Genomic DNA, 18,815 nt, shown 5'->3' on the forward strand with positions numbered 1-18,815 from the left:
AAAGCATGACGCAGCGGGCAGAGATCGAACCCAACGGTTCCGAGCCGGGTGGCGGGCCCGGCGGCGCGGCCATCGACGCGGGAGCCGAGCTGGACCCGGTGCACCCGGTCCGGCCGCCCGCACCCCGGTTCAAGCCCGCGGGCCTGACCACCGCCGAAGTCGCCGAGCGCGTCGCCCGCGGGGCCGTCAACGACGTCCCCGTGCGCAGCAGCCGCTCGACCGCCGACATCGTCCGCGCCAACGTCTTCACCCGGTTCAACGCCATCATCGGCGTGCTCTGGGTGGTCATGCTCATCGTCGCGCCGCTCCAGGACAGCCTGTTCGGCTACGTGATCATCGCGAACACCGGCATCGGCATCATCCAGGAGATGAGGGCGAAGAAGACCCTGGACAGCCTCGCCGTCATCGGCGAAGCCAAACCCAGCGTCCGCCGCGACGGCCGGACCGCCGAGATCTCCACCTCCGAGATCGTCCTCGACGACGTCATCGAGCTCGGCCCGGGCGACAAGGTCGTCGTCGACGGGTCCGTCGGCGAGGCCGAGGGCCTGGAGATCGACGAGTCCCTGCTCACCGGCGAGGCCGACCCCGTCCTGAAGAAGCCCGGCGACCCCGTCATGTCCGGGTCCTTCGTCGTCGCCGGCGGCGGCGCGTTCACCGCCACCAAGGTCGGCCGCGAGGCCTACGCCGCCCAGTTGGCCGAAGAGGCCACCCGCTTCACGCTCGTCCACTCCGAGCTGCGCTCCGGCATCTCCACCATCCTCAAGTACGTCACCTGGATGATGATCCCGACCTCGATCGGCCTGATCATCAGCCAGCTCGTCGTCAAGGACAACAACCTCAAGGACGCCATCGCCCGCACCGTCGGCGGCATCGTCCCCATGATCCCCGAGGGGCTCGTCCTGCTGACCTCCGTCGCCTTCGCGATCGGCGTCATCCGGCTCGGCCGCAAACAGTGCCTGGTGCAGGAGCTGCCGGCCATCGAGGGCCTCGCCCGCGTCGACGTGGTCTGCCTCGACAAGACCGGCACCCTCACCGAGGGCGGCATGGACGTCACCGAGCTCCGCCCGCTCGGCGGCGCGGAGGACGCGTACGTCAAGAAGGTGCTCGGCGCGCTCGGCGAATCCGACCCGCGTCCCAACGCCAGCCTCCAGGCGATCATCGACGCCTATCCGGACAGCGCCGAGTGGCGCTGCACCGAGTCCCTGCCGTTCTCCTCCGCCCGCAAGTACAGCGGCGCCAGCTTCAGCGAGGGCGACGGCGAGAACAACACCTGGCTGCTCGGCGCCCCCGACGTGCTCCTCCCGGCCGGGGACCCGGCCCTCGACGAGATCAACGAGCTCAACGAGCAGGGCCTGCGCGTCCTGCTCCTCGCCCGGGCCGCGCGCGAGCTCGACGACCCGGCCGTCGGCACGGGCGCCAAGCCGACCGCCCTGATCGTCCTGGAACAGCGGCTGCGCCCCGACGCGGCCGACACCCTGCGCTACTTCGAGGACCAGAAGGTCCACGCGAAGGTCATCTCCGGCGACAACGCCGTCTCGGTGGGCGCCGTGGCCGGCAAACTGGGCCTGCCGGGCGCCGAGAACACCGTCGACGCGCGCAAGATGCCGACCGATCAGGCCGACATGGCCAAGGTCCTCGACGAGAACGCCGTCTTCGGCCGGGTCACCCCGCAGCAGAAGCGGGACATGGTCGGCGCGCTGCAGTCCAAGGGCCACACGGTCGCGATGACGGGAGACGGCGTCAACGACGTCCTCGCCCTCAAGGACGCGGACATCGGCGTGAGCATGGGCTCGGGCTCCGAGGCCACGCGCGCGGTCGCCCAGATCGTCCTCCTGAACAACAGCTTCTCCACCCTCCCCTCGGTGGTCGCCGAGGGCCGCCGGGTCATCGGCAACATCACCCGCGTCGCCACCCTCTTCCTCACGAAGACCGTCTACTCGGTGCTGCTGGCGATCCTGGTGGTCTGCTTCCAGGTCGAGTACCCCTTCCTGCCGCGCCACTTGACGCTGCTGTCCACGCTCACCATCGGCATTCCCGCGTTCTTCCTGGCCCTGGCTCCGAACAAGGAGCGCGCGCGGCCGCACTTCGTGAAACGGGTGATGCGGTACGCGATCCCGGGCGGCGTGATCGCGGCGGTGGCCACCTTCGTCACCTACCTGCTCGCCCGCCACCACTACAGCGGCCCCGAGGCCCTCGAGGCCGAGACGAGCGCGGCGACGCTGACGCTGTTCCTGACCTCGATGTGGGTCCTGGTGATCATCGCCCGCCCGTACACGTGGTGGCGGGTGGCCCTGGTCGGCGCGATGGGCGGCGCCTTCCTGATCGTCCTGGTCGTCCCCTGGCTCCAGGAGTTCTTCGAACTGAAGCTGGTGGGCACCGAAATGCCCTGGACGGCGGTCGCCGTCGCGGCGGCGGCCTCGGCCCTGATCGAGATCACCTTCCGCTGGGTCAACCGCAGGTTCCCGGCCTAGACGGTCCGGTCCGCCCCGGTCCGCCCCGGTCCGGTCCGGTCCGCCCCGGTCCGCCCCGGTCCGGTCCGGTCCGCCCCGGTCCGCCCCGGTCCGGTCCGGACCGGACCGGACCGGGGCCGGCGCGCGCCCGCGCCCGCCTCCGCGCCCGCCTCAGTCGAACCAGCGGTCGCGGGCCAGTTCCGCCGTGCGGGAGGGGTCTTCCAGCAGGGCGGCCACCTCGAACCGGCGGGGCCACTGGTCCGCCGCCCAGGCGAGGCCGGCCGCCACGCCCTCCAGGGTGGCGGCGTGGAGGGTGCCGTCCGGGGTGCGGCGCCAGTCGAGTTCCACGCCGCCCGCGATCAGCTCCTCGTGCTCCAGGTAGACCTCCGGGGTCGAGGGGCCCAGGAGGATCCGGACCGACTCCGGTACCTCGTGCTCCTCGCCCGGCGTCGTGACCTCCGCCGGGACCGTCTCCGAGAGGCGGCGGACCTGGAGCAGCTCCGCCAGGTCGGCCGCGCGGGCCGGGGCCACCGGCAGGAGCGGGAGCCCCGCCGTCAGGGGCAGCAGGTCCGGGGCGTCCGCGATCAGCGCGTCCGCCGCGTCGACCACCACGACCTCCCCGTCCACCACCGTGCGCAGCTCGTCCGGGAGCGTGACCTGCTCGGGGTCCAGATCCGCCAGGGCCCCGTACAGGGCGTGCAGCTGGCGGTCCGACACCTCGCGGTCCGGATCGGCGAGCCGGCCCAGGAGCTCGGCGGCGCCGCCGGGTTCGTCCAGCAGGGCCGGCACCGTCGTGCGTACGCCGAGTGCGCGCAGGACCTGCTCGTCCTCGAAGCCCGTCGCGTCGGCCGGGGTGTAGAGCCCCGCCAGCAGCGGGTCGCCGCCCGCCGCGCGCAGCCCCGCCGGGCGGCGGCCGTCGAGCACGGGGTGGTCGCGCAGCCACCAGGCGGTGTACGAGCGCACCGACTGCGTGGTGCCGTCCGGCAGCAGCACCCGTACGGGCTGGGTCAGCGCATCGCGCAGCGGGGGCTGCGCGAGCATCGCCAGGGCCTGGGGCCAGCAGTCGTCGTCGACCAGGTCGAGGTCGCGCACCGCGACGAGTTCCGTGGCCACGGGCGGCAGCGGGGTGTCGGGGAGCTGGTCCAGCACGTCCTCGCACCACACGTCCACCGCGTCCAGCAGCCCCGCGTCGTCCGGTTCGGCGAAGTCCCCGTCGCGCGGCTCCAGTTCGTCCGGGTCGAGGACCACGTCGGTGGCGCGGACCAGCTGGAAGGTGGCCAGCACGCCGCAGGCCGTCAGCGGCTGCGCGCCCCACCTCTCGGCCAGTTCGCCGTCCACGTAGGGGACTTCGTCCTCGCGGATCACCGCGGCCAGCGGCGATCCCGGCAGCAGCAGCTCGCCCGCGGGCGTCAGCTCGCCCTCCTCGTCCGGCAGGGCCAGCGCGCCCAGCCACGGCTCGTCGCCCGGCGCCAGGTCGGCCTCCCGGACCAGGCCCAGGACCACCTCCGCCAGCTCGTCGGCGTCGAGGGCGTCCTCGTCCCAGATCTCCCCGGCGTCCAGCGAGGCGGCCACCGCCGCCCGCACCTGCGGGGTCGTCAGGACCGCGCGCGGCGTGGCCGGGAGCGCGCCGAGCCGCTCCAGCAGCGGGTGGGCGGCGTCCGGATGGGCGACCTTGAGCCCCATCCGGGCCAGGTCCTTCGGGGTGTCCGCGTCGGGCAGCAGGACGTGCCGGGGGCCGATCGTGGTCCGTCCGTCCGCCAGCGGCACCGGCAGGCCCGAGAGCCGGTCCGGGTCCACCCCCGCCAGGGTGTCGTACAGCCGGTGCCACCACTGCGGGGTGCGCTCGATGCCCGCGATCCGCTCGATGGCGTCGCCCAGCGGCAGCCGGCCCACGCCCAGCGTGCGCAGCTCGGGACGGCGCTCCAGCCCGGCCGGCAGCAGGGTGGGCAGTACCTCGGCCAGGACCCGTACGGTGTCGGCGCCCGCGCCCTCCACCACCTCGGCCTCGAAGGGCCGCAGGGCGGAGCGCTCCTCCGCGTGCTCGGCGGGGGCCGCCGGGGCGAGGAACGCCGTACGCGGCAGCCGCTGCAGCACGGCCGCGCGCAGCGCCCCGTCCAGCGGGCCCCGGCCGAGCGGCCCGGGTACGAGGTCCACCAGCGCGGTGCCCACCGGGTCCCAGGCGCCCAGCAGTTCGGCGTACGCGTCGGCCGCGCGCTCCACCAGGAAGTCGGTCAGCGGCCCCGGCGCGGGGTGCCGGCGGGCGGTGTCGAGCGGCAGCGTCGCGATGAGCAGGGCGGGGATGCCCAGCGGCTCGTCGGTCGGGGTCGGAGCGTGCACCACGCTCGCGGTGGACGGGCGCACGGGAGCGCCTTCGGTGTCCACGGGCACGGCCCAGGACACCGTCCAGACCGGCCGCAGCCGTTCCTCGACGGGCCGGTCGGCGAGCAGGGCGGGCTCGATGGGGCCGCTGTGGCGGACGGTGCGCCAGCGGCGGGTCTCGGCGGCGCCGCCCGCCGCGTCCTCGACGACGGTGTACGGGCCCTCGTCGCGGCGGCGGAGCGTACGGGTCCCCTCCTGCGGGGTCTCCACGACGATCTCGGCCAGCCCGGGCAGGGTCAGCAGCAGCGCGTCGTCGATGCCGGACAGCAGCCGCTGCACCAGGCCACCGGCGGCCGCGTCGCGCAGCGGGAGGACGACCACGGTGTCGTAACCGTCGGGGGCGGTGCCCTCGGCGGGCAGCGGCAGCCGCAGCAGCGGGACGTGCCCGTCGCGGCGGCGCAGTTCGTCGCCGAGGCCGGGGCTGCCGTTGGCCGCGTCGCGGGCCAGCTCGCGGGCCTCGGCCAGGGACCAGCGGACGCCGCCGTGGCGGCCCAGCACGGCGGGCTCGTCGGAGACCGCGAGGACGGCCGCGAAGCCGACGCCGAACCGGCCGACGGTGTCGGCGGAGCCGGTCGTGCCCGCGGCCCCGGCCGCCCCCGCGGGCTCCCGCTTCGCGGAGGCCCGCAGGGTGCTCAGCGACTCCACGCCCGTCGCGTCCAGCGGGGCACCGGTGTTGGCGACGGCCAGCACCCCGTGCCCGCCCTCGCCGGAGTGCAGGGTGAGCCGCAGCCGGCCGGGCACCTCGGCCCGGGCCGCGGCGTCGGCGGCGTTCTGCGCCAGCTCGACGACGAGCCGGTCGCGGTAGCCGCCGAGGGCCAGGTCCTCCTCGGCGTTGGCGTCCTCGCGGAAACGGGCCGGGCCCGCGCCCCAGGCGTCGAGGACCCCGCGCCGCAGCCGGGCCGTGCCGAAGGGGTCCACGCCGCTCTGGGCCGCCGTCACTCGCACGCTCACGCCGCTGCCTCCATGCTGTCCTGCATTCACCGAATGCCGAGGCCCTGAAGGTATCGCGTGCGGGCGGCGGGGTCCGGACGCGGCCCGGACGCGGCCTACGCCCGTCCGGTGAGGTGCGCGAAGACGACGACGTTGGAATCCCAGTGGCGGTCGGCGGTGAGCTCGCCGCCGCAGGTGATCAGGCGCAGCCGGGCCGAGCCGTGGGTGTCCCCGTAGACCTTGTCGGTGGGGAAGCGGTCCTTCTTGTACGTGCCGACTTCGTCGACGGCGAAGACGGCCGTGCTGCCGTCGGCCCGGTGGACCTCGATCTTCCCGCCCTTCTTCAGGGTCTTGAGGTTGAAGAAGACGGCCTTCGGGGCCTGCGGGGTGTCCATGTGGCCGACGATGGCCGCCGCGCCCGCCTCACCCGGGGTCGGGCCGTCCTTGTACCAGGCGGCGTCGTCGGGCTTGGCGAAGTCCGGCTCCTGCATCTCGCCTTGGGGGTCGAGGCCGACCGTGTCGAGCGGGGCGTCGACCTTGATGTCCGGGATCTCGATGCGGTCCGGGACGGAAGCGGGGAGCGCGGCGGCCGCCTTCGCGGGCCCGGCCCCGCCGGGCCCGCTGCTCGCCGACGCCGAGCAGCCGGAGGTGAGGACGGCGGCGAGGGCCGCGGCGCCCGCCAGGGCGGCAGCGCGGCGTGCGCGGCCGCCCCGGCGGGGAGGGGTGGGCTGCTCAGGCATGGGTCGTGGCTTCTGCCGCGACGGCGGAGGCGACGGTGTCCGCCGGCGCCTGGCCCGTGTTGACGGAGCCCTTGGGCGTCTTGTGCTCGCCCGGCTTGAGCGGGGTCACCGGCTTGACGTCGGGCTTGCCGCCGCCGCCCGCCTCGGTGGAGAACTTCACGGTGTCGAACTCCTTGCCGCCCGCGAAGGCGTGCACGCCGTAGTACCCGGTCTTGACGTCCTTGGCGACGACGGCGGTACCGGTCCAGGTGCCGTGCCCGTCGCTCTTCAGGTCGACCCGGCCGCCGAACGCGTCGGAGGCGACGTACGCGTTCTTCACGTCGGCCGCCGTCCTGACCGTGACGCCGATCTTGTCGCCCGGGCGGCCGTGGTCGGCCGAGAGCTTGAGGGAGGAGACCGGGGCGGGCGGCGGGGTCTGGGCCTTGACGGTCAGCTGCGCGGTGGCCTGGAGCTTGCCGCCGTCGGGGGCGGTGCCCGTGAGGCTCACGCCGTAGTTGCCGTCCGCGACCTTGGCGATCTTCGCGGTGCCGGTCCAGGTGCCGTCGCCCGCCGGGCTCAGCCTGACGTCCTCCAGGGCCTTCGAGGAGACCGACAGGGCGGTGGAGCCCTTGGGGGCCTTCACGGTGAACTTGACCTCGGTGCCCGGCTTGCCGGAGGCGACGGACAGCTGCAGGGACGCGGAGCTGTCGCTGCTGCTCGCGCCCTGGCCGACCGAAGGGGACGGGCTCGCGTCGGCGGCGAACGCGGGAGCGGCGGCGCCGAGGGCCAGCGTCGACGTCAGGGCTATGGCTGCGAGGGTGACTGCCTTGCGCATGGAATTCCTCCTGAACGGGAGACCGGGGTTCGTTCCCGGCACACCTGACATGAGGGACATAACGGGGTGTTTGGTTGCGGGCCCGCACGGGCGCCGTCGGGGTGGGTGCCGAAAGTCCCTCGGCATGAAGCCGCAGGCCGCACACCCGCCAAGGGGGTGTCGTTTACGGGCTCTTTGCCCCGATTTTTGGGACCAAGGTCCCGGAGTTCCGGCCTTGCCGGGGCAACGACGGAGCCCCTGGCGACAAGGAGTCGCCAGGGGCTCGTACGGTGCGGTTCGGACCGTGGCCGGACTGCCGTCAGGCCGCGATCAGGCCACGATCAGGCCCTGTTCAGGCCCTGGTCGGGCCGTGGTCAGAGCTGCTCGATCACGTAGTCGATGCACGCGGTCAGCGCCTGCACGTCCGCCGGGTCGATCGCCGGGAACATCGCGATGCGGAGCTGGTTGCGGCCGAGCTTGCGGTACGGCTCGGTGTCCACGATGCCGTTGGCGCGCAGCACCTTGGCGACGGCGGCCGCGTCGATGTCGTCCGAGAAGTCGATCGTGCCGATGACGGCGGATCGCTTGTCGGCGTCCACGACGAACGGGTTCGCGTACTTCGAGGCCTCCGCCCAGCCGTACAGGTGGCCCGCGCTGGCCGCCGTACGCCCGGTCGTGAACTCCAGGCCGCCCTGGCTGTTCATCCACTTCAGCTGCTGGTCCAGCAGGAAGAGGGTGGACAGGGCCGGGGTGTTGTACGTCTGGTTCTTCAGCGAGTTGTCGATCGCCGTCGGCAGCGAGAAGAACTCCGGGATGTGCCGGCTGCCGGAGGCGTGCACGCGCGCCGCCCGCTCCAGGGCCGCCGGGGAGAACGCCGCCAGCCACAGGCCGCCTTCGGAGGCGAAGGACTTCTGCGGGGCGAAGTAGTAGACGTCGCTCTCGGTGATGTCCACCGGCAGACCGCCGGCGCCCGAGGTGGCATCCACCAGGACGAGTGAACCGGCGTCGGCGCCAGCGACGCGCTTGACCGGCGCCGCCACACCCGTGGAGGTCTCGTTGTGCGTGTACGCGTACACGTCGACGCCCGCCTCGGCCGCCGGCTCGGGGTGCGTGCCCGGCTCGGAGGAGATCACGGTCGGCTCGTCCAGCCACGGCGCGAGCTTCGCGGCCTTGGCGAACTTGGAGGAGAACTCGCCGAAGGTGAGGTGCTGGGACTTGCGCTCGATGAGCCCGGCGGTCGCAACGTCCCAGAAGGCGGTGGAGCCGCCGTTGCCCAGGATCACCTCGTAGCCCTCGGGGAGGGAGAACAGGTCCCGGATGCCGTCCCGCACCGAGCCGACCAGGTTCTTGACCGGGGCCTGGCGGTGGGAGGTTCCGAGCAGGGAGGTACCGGTGGCGGCCAGGGCGTCCAGCGCCTCGGTCCGCACCTTGGAGGGGCCCGCGCCGAAGCGTCCGTCGGCGGGCTTGATGTCAGCGGGAATCTGGATCTCGGCCACGAGCGGAGCGTATCGGGTCCCGGTCCACCCCTCGGAGGCGCGTCCACCCGGTGAGACGGGTCCGGCCGGTGGCAGGGTGGGCGCCGTGACGTCACCCGGGGAACTCGAACGGACATTGCGGGAGAACCTGCGCGGGGAGGTGGACTTCGGGGCCGCGGCCCGCGCCCTGGCGACGATGGACGCCTCGAACTACCGCCGGGTACCGGTGGGGGTGGCCCGGCCGCGCGACGCCGACGACGTGGCGGCCGCGCTGCGGATCTGCGCGGAGGCGGGCGTACCGGTCGTCCCGCGCGGCGGCGGGACCTCGATCGCCGGGCAGGCCACGGGCGTCGGCGTGGTGCTGGACCTGACCCGGCACATGAACGCCCTGGTGTCGCTGGACCCCGCCGCCCGCACCGCCGTGGTCCAGCCGGGTCTGGTGCTCGACCGGCTGCGCGAGGCGGCCCGCCCCCACGGGCTGACCTTCGGCCCGGACCCCTCCACGCACTCCCGCTGCACGCTGGGCGGGATGATCGGCAACAACGCGTGCGGGGCCCACTCGGTGGCCTGGGGGACCACCGCGGACAACGTGGCGGAGCTGGCGGTCACGGCGTACGGGGGCGCGTCGTACCGGCTGGGCACAGGCTGGGCGGGAGCCCCGGCGGGCCTGCGGGAGCTGGTCGCGGGGAACCTGGCGGTGCTGCGCACGGGCATGGCGGGAGGCTTCTCGCGGCGGATCTCCGGATACGGCGGGCTGGACGCGCTGCTGCCCGAGCGGGGCGTGGAGGCGGCCCGGGCCTTCTGCGGGAGCGAGGGCACGCTCGGGGTGGTGACCGAGGCGGTCGTACGCCTGGTGGAGGCGCCGCGCGCGCCGGCCCTCGCGGTCCTCGGGTACGCGGACGAGAGCGCGGCGGCGGACGCGGCGGCCGGGCTGCTGGGCTTCGGGCCGCTGACGGTGGAGGGGATGGCGGCCGACCTCGTGGGCCCGGATTCCGGACTCCCCCGGGGCGGGGGGTGGCTGTTCGCCGAGATGCGGGACGAGGGGGCGGCGCGGTCCCTCGTACGGGCCGCGGACGCGCTGGACTCGGTCGTGGTCACGGACCCGGCGGGGCAGCGGGCGCTGTGGCGGATCCGCGAGGACGCGGCGGGGACGGCGACGCGGATGCCGGGAGGGGGGATGGCCTGGCCGGGGTGGGAGGACTGCGCGGTCCCGCCGGCCCGGCTGGGCGCCTACCTGCGGGAGTTCCGGGCGCTGCTGGCGCGGCACGGGCTGCGGGGGACCCCGTACGGGCACTTCGGCGAGGGATGCGTCCACGTACGGATCGACTTCGACCTGGTGTCGGCGGCGGGGATCGCCCGCTTCCGCTCCTTCTCCGCCGACCTGGCGGACCTGGTGGTCTCGCACGGCGGCTCCCTCTCCGGGGAGCACGGGGACGGGCAGGCGCGGGCGGAGCTCCTGCCCAGGATGTACGGGGCGGAGGTCGTCAGGCTCTTCGGCGCGTACAAGGACGTGTGGGACCCGGCGGGCGGGATGAACCCCGGCATGCTGGTCCGCCCGGACCGCCTGGACGAGAACCTCCGCTTCGAGGTGCTGCCGGCGACCGCGTTCGCGGGGGAGGTGGCCCGCTGCGTGGGCGTGGCGAAATGCCGGTCCACCGAGACGGCCGGTCCGCAGGTCATGTGCCCGTCGTACCGGGTCACGGGGGAGGAGCGGCACTCCACGCGCGGCCGGGCGAGGCTGCTGCACGAGATGCTGGCCGGGGAGATCGTGACGGACGGCTGGCGCTCGCCGGAGGTGGCGCAGGCACTGGACCTGTGCCTGGCCTGCAAGGGCTGCCTCCGCGACTGCCCGGTGGGGGTGGACATGGCCTCGTACAAGGCGGAGTTCCTGCACCGCCACTGGGCGGGCCGCATCCGCCCCCTGTCCCACTACGCCCTGGGCGGTCTGCCCGCGTGGCTCCGCCTGATCTCCGCGCTGCGGCTGGCGCGCGCGGCGAACGCGGCCGCCCGCCGCCTCCCGGTCCCGGGCCTGACGCGGGAACGCCCCCTCCCCCCGCTGGCCGGCGAGCCCTTCACCCGCTGGTGGCGGCGGACGGCCGGAGCGGCGGCGGCGACCCGGGGGCCGGTGCCCCCGGGTCCGGCCCCGGCCGGTGTCACGCTCTGGCCCGACACCTTCACCGAACACCTCGCGCCCGAGGTGGGACGGGCGGCCGTCCGGGTCCTGCGCGACGCCGGGCTCGCCGTCTCCCTCCCCCCGAAAGGGGTCTGCTGCGGGCTGACCTACATCTCCACCGGCCGCCTCGACCGCGCCCGCACCGTCTTGCGGCGCACCCTCGACGCCGTGGACGTCGTACGGGGACCGGTGACGGTCCTCGAACCGTCCTGCGCCGCCGCCCTGCGCACCGACCTCCCCGCCCTCCTGCCCGACGACCCGCGCGCGCAGCGCCTCGCGGCAGCCGTCCGGACCTTCGCCGAGACCCTGGAGGAGAACGCCCCGCACTGGCAGCCGCCCCGCCTGGACCGCACCGCCGTCGGCCAGACGCACTGCCACCAGCACGCCGTCCTCGGCGACGCCGCCGACCGCAGGCTCCGCGAGCGCGCCGGCCTCGGCGGTGAGCTCAGCGGCGGCTGCTGCGGCCTCGCCGGGAACTTCGGCTTCGAGCCGGGCCACCACGAGGTCTCCGTGGCCTGCGCCGAGGAACAGCTGCTGCCCGCCCTGCGCGCGGCCCCGCCCGGGGCCGCGGTCCTGGCGGACGGATTCTCCTGCCGCACCCAGATCACCCAGCTCGCCGGGCTCCCCGACGGGAGCCGGGCCCGCCACCTCGCCGAGCTCCTGGCGGAGGCCCTGTAAGCCAACGCATGCCCCCGTGGCCCTTACGCACCCCTTAGTCTGAATTAATGCCCGCAACCTCGCCCAAGTCCGACCGCGCCACCCCGGGGCCCGCCGAGCTCACGACGACCCCGGCACTCCCGGCGGCCGCCGGCGTAGCCCCGTCCCGCTTCGGCCCCGTCGCACTGGTCATCGCCGCGGGCATCTCGGTGCAGTTCGGCGCCGCCCTCGCGGTCAAGATCATGCCGGGGGCAGGGGCCGCGGGCGTGGTCACGCTGCGGCTCGCGGCCGCCGCGCTGGTGCTGCTGGTCCTGTGCCGCCCGAAGGTGCGGGGGTACGCGCGCGCCGACTGGGGCACGGTCGTCGCCTTCGGCGTCGCCATGGCCGGCATGAACGGGCTCTTCTACCAGTCCATCGACCGCATCCCGCTCGGCCCGGCCGTCACCCTCGAAGTCCTCGGCCCCCTCGTCCTCTCGGTCGTCGTCTCGCGCCGCCTGGTCAGCCTGCTCTGGGCCGGCCTGGCCCTCGGCGGCGTCGTCCTGCTCGCCGGCCACGGCGGCGGCAGCGGCTTCGGCGGCCTCGACCCCCTCGGCGCCGCCTTCGCGCTCGGAGCGGGCGCGATGTGGGCGGCGTACATCGTGTTCAGCGCGCGTACGGGCCGCCGCTTCCCGCAGGCGGACGGGCTGGCCCTGGCCATGGCCGTGGCGGCGGTGCTCTCGCTCCCGCTGGGCGTGATCGAGGCCGGCCCGGCGCTCCTGGTGCCGAGCACGCTGGCCCTGGGCGTCGGGGTCGCCGTCCTGTCCTCCGTGCTGCCGTACACCCTGGAGCTGCTGGCGCTGCGCCGCGTCCCCGCCCCGACGTTCGCGATCCTGATGAGCCTGGAACCGGCCATCGCGGCCACGGCCGGGTTCCTGCTCCTGAACCAGGCGATGTCGGCGGTCGACGCGCTGGCGATCGCACTGGTCATCGCGGCGAGCATGGGCGCGGTCCGCTCCCAGACCCGCAGGACGGCCGCCGCCTGAGCCCGTGCGCCCGCCCCGCCGGGCTCGGGGGTGCTCGGCGGGGCGGGGGTGGCGGTGGTCAGCCCAGCGGCAGGTCCAGGTAGGACGGCGTGGCCTCCGGGGAGGTGAAGGCCAGCGTCGAGCGCGGCAGGTTGGCGTCGGCGTAGAACGGGTCGCGGGCGTCGATCACCAGCATCAGCCGGTGCCCGCGCGGGACGTCGTACGCCGTCGCCTGGAGCTCGAGGTCGGCGCTGACCAGGCTGTCGGGCGGCGAGTCGAGGTCCGTGTACGGGGCGTGCGTGACGATGTGGCCCGTCCCGTCGGGCGCCACCGCGAGCAGGTACGCGACGAACGACGAGTCCGGGTTCGCGGCCCGGTACGTGACGCGCAGCCTCGGCGTGCCGCGCAGCCGGGTGGTCTCCGCCTCCGGGTCCGCCGTCCAGACGGCGGCGACGGTGCGGTCGATGTCACCGGTCCGGTACGCCTTGGGGCGGCCCGCGATCTCGTCGTACCCGGAGCGGACGATCTCGTCGGCGACGGTCGCCGGGGTGTCCACCCCGCACAGCACGCCCGCGCTCCAGCCGGCCTCGGGCCGCTCGGTGAGCTCCCCGCCGCTCGCCAGGTGCAGCCGGCGCACCTGTTCGGTGACGGATTCCCAGGTGGGGCGGGGTTCCAGGGTCTGGCCCCACATGACCTCGCTGAGGATCCGGCCCTCGTCGGCGATGCCGTTGTCGATGTCCCGGAGGTGGTGGTCGAACCAGCGGTGGGCGTTCGTCCAGATCCGGTTGGGCAGGCCGATCATGCCGGTCATCTCGGGGCCGGAGTGGTCGCCGATGGCGAGGTCGAGGCGTGCGGGGCCGGTGAGCTCGTTGAAGAGCTTCAGCGTCTGGTTGCCGGGGAAGAGCGTCTCGTGCCAGGCGTGCGAGAAGTAGACGGGGACCTGGCGCCGGTTGAGCTCCTTGATGTGGGTGAACGGCGAGCGCTGTTCCGCCCAGCGCAGGGTTCCCTGGATGTCGCGGCCCGCGAGGACGTTCTCGAACACGCTCTGCGTCTGCGGGCTCAGCCGGGCCTTCGAGGCGGCGTTGAGCAGCGCCTGGACGGCCGCCACGTGCCGGGTCCGGTTCTCGTAGAAGGCCTCGCCGAGGTCGCCCCAGGTGCTGAGCGCGACCACCGCGTCGACGCGCGTGTCGTGCGCGGCGACGAGCTGGCTGATGCCGGAGCCGTACGAGTCGCCCAGGAAGCCGATCTTCGTGACCGGTCCGGCGGTGCGCTCGATGAGGTGGTCCAGGGCGCGGCTGCCGTCGGCGACGTCGAGCGGGCCGGCCACGTCGACCTGGCCCTCGGAGCCGGCGAAACCGCGGGTGCTGTAGGCGAGCACGTTGTAGCCGCGCGCGGCGAACACGCTGGCCTGGACGGCGTACGGGAGCCAGCCGTGGTTCGTCCACGGCGAGGGCATCACGATCACCGGCCGCGGCCGGCCCCCGTTGTGCCGCCACAGCGCGGCGTCGAGCAGGCCCCCGTCGGAGCCGGCGACCTTGACCCGGCTGAAGACGGCGACGGAGCGGGCGTCGGCGACCTCCGCGGCGCGGGCGGGGGCGAGGCCGGTGACGTCGCCGGTCTCGAGGGCGGTGACGAACGCGGTGAGGGTGGTCGCGTCGAGTTCGGGATAGAGCGAGAAAGCGGCTGAGATCACGTCGGTTCATCCTCTTCGTCGGGTGACGTTCTTCGTCGGGTGACGTTCGGCGAGTGACTTCTTCGAGTGGCTTCTTCGCGAGTGCCTTCGGCGCGGGGGGACTTCGCGGGGGACGAAGCGTTCAGTATCGAGGCGACATCGGCGGGCTTCCGCCGCTTTCCGGCGTACGGCCTGAATCGCCCCCTCCGGTCCCGCGGCGGCCCACCCCGCCGACCAGGCCTGGTCCGGTGCCGAACGTCAAATCGCCTTCCTGCCAGGCCAGTTGGTGCCACTGGCGCGAAGGGGATGCTCGCCGGCCAAATCATGCAAGCATGCTTGATTGTTTTGCGTGCGGCTGCCAGTCTTCCCCTCACGCCGAAAGGGGAGCCCGCCGTGCTCGATCCGTCAGCTGTCGCCGTCTTCGCCGATCTGCGCGAGGAAGGCCTCGCGCTCGAAACCCTGGTACGGGACCTGCCCGCCGCCGGCTGGGCCGGGCCCACCCCCGCGAGCGGCTGGACCGTCGCCCACCAGATCGCCCACCTGCACTGGACCGACCGGGCCGCGCTGGTCTCGCTCACCGACGCCGAAGGCTTCGCCGCCTTGGTCGAGGAGGCCGTCAAGGCCCCCGAATCCTTCGTGGACGAAGGCGCGGAGGAAGGCGCCGCGCTGCCGCCCGCCGAACTGCTGGCCCGCTGGCGGGCCGGGCGCAGCGCCCTCGACGCGGCGCTCGCCGCGGCCTCGCCCGACACCCGCTTCCCCTGGTACGGGCCGCCGATGAAGGCCGCCTCCATGGCCAGCGCCCGCCTGATGGAGACCTGGGCGCACGGCCAGGACGTCGCCGACGCCCTGGGCGTACGCCGCACCCCGACCGCGAGGCTGCGGCACGTGGCCCGGATCGGCGTACGGGCCCGCGACTACGCGTTCGCCGTACGGGGACTGCCCGCGCCCGCCGCGGAGTTCAGGGTGGAACTCGTACCGCCGGACGGCGGGGAGCCCTGGACCTACGGGCCGCCGGACGCGGCGGACCGGATCACCGGGCCGGCGCTCGACTTCTGCCTGCTGGTGACCCAGCGGGCCCACCGCGCCGACCTCGCCCTGACCGCGACCGGCCCCGACGCCGACCGCTGGCTGGACATCGCCCAGGCCTTCGCGGGCCCGGCGGGACCCGGCCGCGCGCCCGGGGCGGCCCGGTGAGCGGCAGCCGGCGGCCGCTGCGCATCGGCAACGCCTCGGGGTTCTACGGGGACCGCTTCAGCGCGTTCGAGGAGATGCTGACCGGGGGCCCGCTGGACGTGCTCACCGGCGACTACCTCGCCGAGCTGACCATGCTGATCCTGGGACGGGACCGGCTGAAGTCCCCGGACCTCGGCTACGCCAAGACCTTCCTGCGGCAGCTGGAGGAGGGCCTCGGGCTCGCGCACGAACGGGGTGTGCGGATCGTCGCCAACGCGGGCGGCCTGAACCCGGCGGGCCTGGCCGACGCCATCCGCGCGCTCGCCGCCAAGGCAGGGGTCCCGGTGTCGGTCGCCCACGTCGAGGGCGACGACCTGATGCCGTTCGCGGAGGGCGCGCTGACCGCGAACGCCTACCTCGGCGGCGCCGGCATCACGGCCTGCCTGCGGGCGGGCGCGGACGTGGTCGTGACGGGCCGGGTCACCGACGCGGCGCTGGTCAGCGGTGCGGCGGCCTGGTGGTTCGACTGGGCGCCGGACGACCACGACCGGCTGGCGGGGGCCGTGGTGGCGGGCCACGTCCTGGAGTGCGGAACCCAGGCCACCGGCGGCAACTACTCCTTCTTCACGGCGCACGACGTCCGCCGCCCCGGATTCCCGCTGGCGGAGATCGCGGAGGACGGCTCGTCGGTGATCACCAAGCACCCGGGCACGGGCGGGGTGGTCTCGGTGGGCACGGTGACGGCCCAACTCCTGTACGAGACCCAGGGCCCCCGTTACCTGGGCCCGGACGTCACGGCCCGCCTGGACACGGCCCGCCTGGCGCAGGCGGCCGAAGACCGGGTGTCGATCTCCGGAGTCGTGGGGGAGGCCCCGCCCGCCACCCTCAAGGTGGGGGTGACCCGCATCGGGGGCTGGCGCAACGAGGTGGTCTTCGTCCTGACGGGCCTGGACATCGAGGAGAAGGCGGCGCTGGTCCGGGCGCAGTTGGCGGAGGCGCTGTCCCAAGTGGCCACGGCGGACTGGACGCTGGCCCGCACGGACCACGAGGACGCGGAGACGGAGGAGACGGCCAGCGCGCTGCTCCGCCTGGTGGTGCGCGACCCGTCGCCGGACCGGGTGGGCCGCGCCCTCACCTCCGGGGCCGTCGAACTGGCCCTGGCCAGCTACCCGGGCTTCCACGTGACGTCCCCGCCGGGCCCGGCCCAGCCGTACGGGGTCTTCACGTCCTCGAGCGTCCCGGCGACGGCGGTGCCCCATGTGGCGGTCCTGCCCAACGGCACCCGCCAGCCGGTCCCGACGGCTTCCGGGGCGCGGGGGGCCGGGGACCCGGTCCCCGCCGGGTCCGGGGCGGAGCCCGCGGGTCCGGGCACGGGCGGGGCGGGGGAGGGCCCCGCGGGTCGGCCCACCCGCCGGGTCCCCCTCGGCACGCTGATCGGAGCGAGGAGCGGGGACAAGGGCGGCGACGCCAACATCGGGGTGTGGGTCGAGCGGGACGACGCCTGGGAGTGGCTCCGCACCACCCTGACCGCCGAAACCCTTCAGGCCCTGCTCCCCGAGACCGAAGACCTCCGCGTCACCCGGCACACCCTTCCCAACCTCCGCGCGCTCAACTTCACCATCGCAGGGATCCTCGGCGCCGGCGTGGCCTCCGCCCACCGCTTCGACCCCCAGGCCAAGGCCCTCGGCGAGTGGCTGCGCGCCCGGCACATGGACATTCCCGCCCACCTCCTGCCGACACACCTCCCGCTCACCCCGGAGGGGACCGCCCCATGACCCGCCTCACCACCACCGTCGACCCCCACGCCCCCGACTACCTCGCCCACCACGCGGCCGCCACGGCCCGCCTCGCCGAACTGGACGCCGAGCACGCCAAGGCACTCCTCGGCGGCGGCGAGAAGTACACGGCCCGCCACAAGGGCCGCGGCAAGCTCCTCGCCCGCGAGCGCATCGAGCTGCTCCTCGACCCGGACACCCCGTTCCTGGAGCTCTCCCCGCTCGCCGCCTGGGGCAGCGACCACCCCGTCGGCGCCTCCATGGTCACCGGCATCGGCACGGTCGAGGGCGTCGAGTGCCTGATCACCGCCAACGACCCCACCGTCCGCGGCGGCGCCTCCAACCCCTGGACCCTCAAGAAGGCCCTGCGGGCCAACGAGATCGCCCGGCAGAACCACCTGCCCTGCATCAGCCTCGTCGAGTCCGGCGGCGCCGATCTCCCCTCCCAGAAGGAGATCTTCATCCCGGGCGGCGCGATCTTCCGCGATCTGACCCGGCTCTCGGCCGCCGGCATCCCCACCGTCGCCGTCGTCTTCGGCAACTCCACCGCCGGAGGCGCGTACATCCCGGGGATGTCCGACCACACCATCATGATCAAGGACCGCTCCAAGGTGTTCCTCGGCGGTCCGCCGCTCGTCAAGATGGCCACCGGCGAGGAGAGCGACGACGAGTCCCTCGGCGGAGCCGACATGCACGCCCGCACCTCCGGGCTCGCCGACTACTACGCCCTCGACGAGCACGACGCCATCCGCCAGGCCCGCCGCGTCGTCGCCCGCCTGGGCCACCGCAAGCCGCACCCCGATCCGCAGCCCGCCGAAGAGCCGCAGTACGACCCGGAGGAACTCCTCGGCATCGTCCCCGCGGACCTCAAGACCCCCTTCGACCCCCGCGAGGTCATCGCCCGCATCGTCGACGGCTCCGACTTCGACGAGTTCAAGCCCCTGTACGGGACCAGCCTGGTCACCGGCTGGGCCACGCTCCACGGCTACCCGGTCGGCATCCTCGCCAACGCGCAGGGCGTGCTGTTCAGCGCCGAGTCGCAGAAGGCGGCCCAGTTCATCCAGCTCGCCAACCAGCGCGACATCCCGCTGCTCTTCCTCCACAACACCACCGGATACATGGTCGGCAAGGAGTACGAGCAGGGCGGCATCATCAAGCACGGCTCGATGATGATCAACGCGGTCTCCAACTCCCGCGTCCCCCACCTCTCCGTCCTCATCGGCGCCAGCTACGGAGCCGGCCACTACGGCATGTGCGGCCGCGCCTACGAGCCCCGCTTCCTCTTCGCCTGGCCCAGCGCCAAATCCGCCGTCATGGGCCCGGCCCAGCTCGCCGGAGTGCTCTCCATCGTGGCCCGGCAGTCCGCCGCGGCCAAGGGGCAGCCGTACGACGAGGAGGCCGACGCCGGGATGCGCGCCTTCGTGGAGGCGCAGATCGAGTCCGAGTCCCTGCCGATGTTCCTGTCCGGGCGGCTGTACGACGACGGGGTCATCGACCCGCGCGACACCCGTACCGTCCTCGGCCTGTGCCTGTCGGCCGTCCACAACGCCCCCGTCGAGGGCGCCCGCGGCGGCTTCGGCGTCTTCCGGATGTGAGC

General features: G+C 74.2%; 11 protein-coding genes. 6 read left to right on the plus strand and 5 right to left on the minus strand.

Annotated features, from left to right (window positions below; genetic code table 11):
- Nucleotides 1-5 precede the first annotated feature (5 nt).
- Complete coding sequence (locus ACFY1T_RS24500; protein WP_390790048.1) at nt 6-2,471, plus strand: HAD-IC family P-type ATPase; 2,466 nt, start codon at nt 6-8, stop codon at nt 2,469-2,471.
- Nucleotides 2,472-2,621: 150 nt separating this feature from the next.
- On the opposite strand, the gene ACFY1T_RS24505 is transcribed toward ACFY1T_RS24500, so the two are convergent.
- The 4 genes from ACFY1T_RS24505 to serC form a co-directional block, all read right to left on the minus strand.
- Nucleotides 2,622-5,774 (minus strand): sacsin N-terminal ATP-binding-like domain-containing protein, encoded by a 3,153-nt coding sequence (locus ACFY1T_RS24505; protein ID WP_390790098.1) that lies wholly within the window; start codon nt 5,772-5,774, stop codon nt 2,622-2,624.
- A gap of 101 nt (nt 5,775-5,875) precedes the next feature.
- Complete coding sequence (locus ACFY1T_RS24510) at nt 5,876-6,499, minus strand: class F sortase (RefSeq protein WP_390790049.1); 624 nt, start codon at nt 6,497-6,499, stop codon at nt 5,876-5,878.
- The gene (locus ACFY1T_RS24515) at nt 6,492-7,313 is read right to left on the minus strand and encodes a hypothetical protein (RefSeq protein ID WP_390790050.1); all 822 of its coding nucleotides are present in this window, start codon (nt 7,311-7,313) and stop codon (nt 6,492-6,494) included. The genes ACFY1T_RS24510 and ACFY1T_RS24515 overlap by 8 nt, the downstream gene beginning before the upstream one ends.
- A gap of 353 nt (nt 7,314-7,666) precedes the next feature.
- Nucleotides 7,667-8,788, minus strand: a complete 1,122-nt coding sequence (gene serC, locus ACFY1T_RS24520; protein ID WP_390790051.1) for a phosphoserine transaminase — start codon at nt 8,786-8,788, stop codon at nt 7,667-7,669.
- Between the two features lie 85 nt (nt 8,789-8,873).
- Here serC and ACFY1T_RS24525 point away from each other — a divergent pair, with 85 nt between their 5' ends.
- A complete protein-coding gene (locus ACFY1T_RS24525) occupies nt 8,874-11,618 on the plus strand; it encodes an FAD-binding and (Fe-S)-binding domain-containing protein (RefSeq protein WP_390790052.1) in 2,745 nt (914 codons plus the stop codon).
- A gap of 47 nt (nt 11,619-11,665) precedes the next feature.
- Nucleotides 11,666-12,619 (plus strand): DMT family transporter, encoded by a 954-nt coding sequence (locus ACFY1T_RS24530; protein ID WP_390790053.1) that lies wholly within the window; start codon nt 11,666-11,668, stop codon nt 12,617-12,619.
- A gap of 58 nt (nt 12,620-12,677) precedes the next feature.
- On the opposite strand, the gene ACFY1T_RS24535 is transcribed toward ACFY1T_RS24530, so the two are convergent.
- Nucleotides 12,678-14,291: an alpha/beta fold hydrolase gene (locus ACFY1T_RS24535; protein ID WP_390790054.1), complete on the minus strand. Its 1,614-nt coding sequence runs from the start codon at nt 14,289-14,291 to the stop codon at nt 12,678-12,680.
- A 372-nt stretch (nt 14,292-14,663) separates the two neighbouring features.
- Here ACFY1T_RS24535 and ACFY1T_RS24540 point away from each other — a divergent pair, with 372 nt between their 5' ends.
- From ACFY1T_RS24540 to ACFY1T_RS24550, 3 genes are all read left to right on the plus strand, one after another.
- Complete coding sequence (locus ACFY1T_RS24540; RefSeq protein WP_390790055.1) at nt 14,664-15,464, plus strand: TIGR03084 family metal-binding protein; 801 nt, start codon at nt 14,664-14,666, stop codon at nt 15,462-15,464.
- 74 nt (nt 15,465-15,538) lie between these two features.
- Entirely contained in the window at nt 15,539-17,218 is a 1,680-nt protein-coding gene (locus tag ACFY1T_RS24545) for an acyclic terpene utilization AtuA family protein (RefSeq protein WP_390790099.1), read from the plus strand.
- Nucleotides 17,215-18,813, plus strand: a complete 1,599-nt coding sequence (locus ACFY1T_RS24550) for an acyl-CoA carboxylase subunit beta (RefSeq protein ID WP_390790056.1) — start codon at nt 17,215-17,217, stop codon at nt 18,811-18,813. Before ACFY1T_RS24545 ends, ACFY1T_RS24550 begins: the two co-directional genes overlap by 4 nt.
- The last annotated feature ends 2 nt before the right edge of the window (nt 18,814-18,815 follow it).

The sequence above is a fragment of the Streptomyces sp. NPDC001194 genome, assembly GCF_042896985.1.
GTDB lineage: Bacteria > Actinomycetota > Actinomycetes > Streptomycetales > Streptomycetaceae > Streptomyces.

Bases quoted from the DNA above. Each gene is read 5' to 3' on its own strand.
- ACFY1T_RS24515 (WP_390790050.1), bottom strand. From the start codon at position 7,313: ATGCGCAAGGCAGTCACCCTCGCAGCCATAGCCCTGACGTCGACGCTG.
- ACFY1T_RS24510 (WP_390790049.1), bottom strand. From the start codon at position 6,499: ATGCCTGAGCAGCCCACCCCTCCCCGCCGGGGCGGCCGCGCACGCCGC.
- ACFY1T_RS24545 (WP_390790099.1), top strand. From the start codon at position 15,539: ATGCTGACCGGGGGCCCGCTGGACGTGCTCACCGGCGACTACCTCGCC.
- ACFY1T_RS24530 (WP_390790053.1), top strand. From the start codon at position 11,666: ATGCCCGCAACCTCGCCCAAGTCCGACCGCGCCACCCCGGGGCCCGCC.
- ACFY1T_RS24500 (WP_390790048.1), top strand. From the start codon at position 6: ATGACGCAGCGGGCAGAGATCGAACCCAACGGTTCCGAGCCGGGTGGC.
- ACFY1T_RS24550 (WP_390790056.1), top strand. From the start codon at position 17,215: ATGACCCGCCTCACCACCACCGTCGACCCCCACGCCCCCGACTACCTC.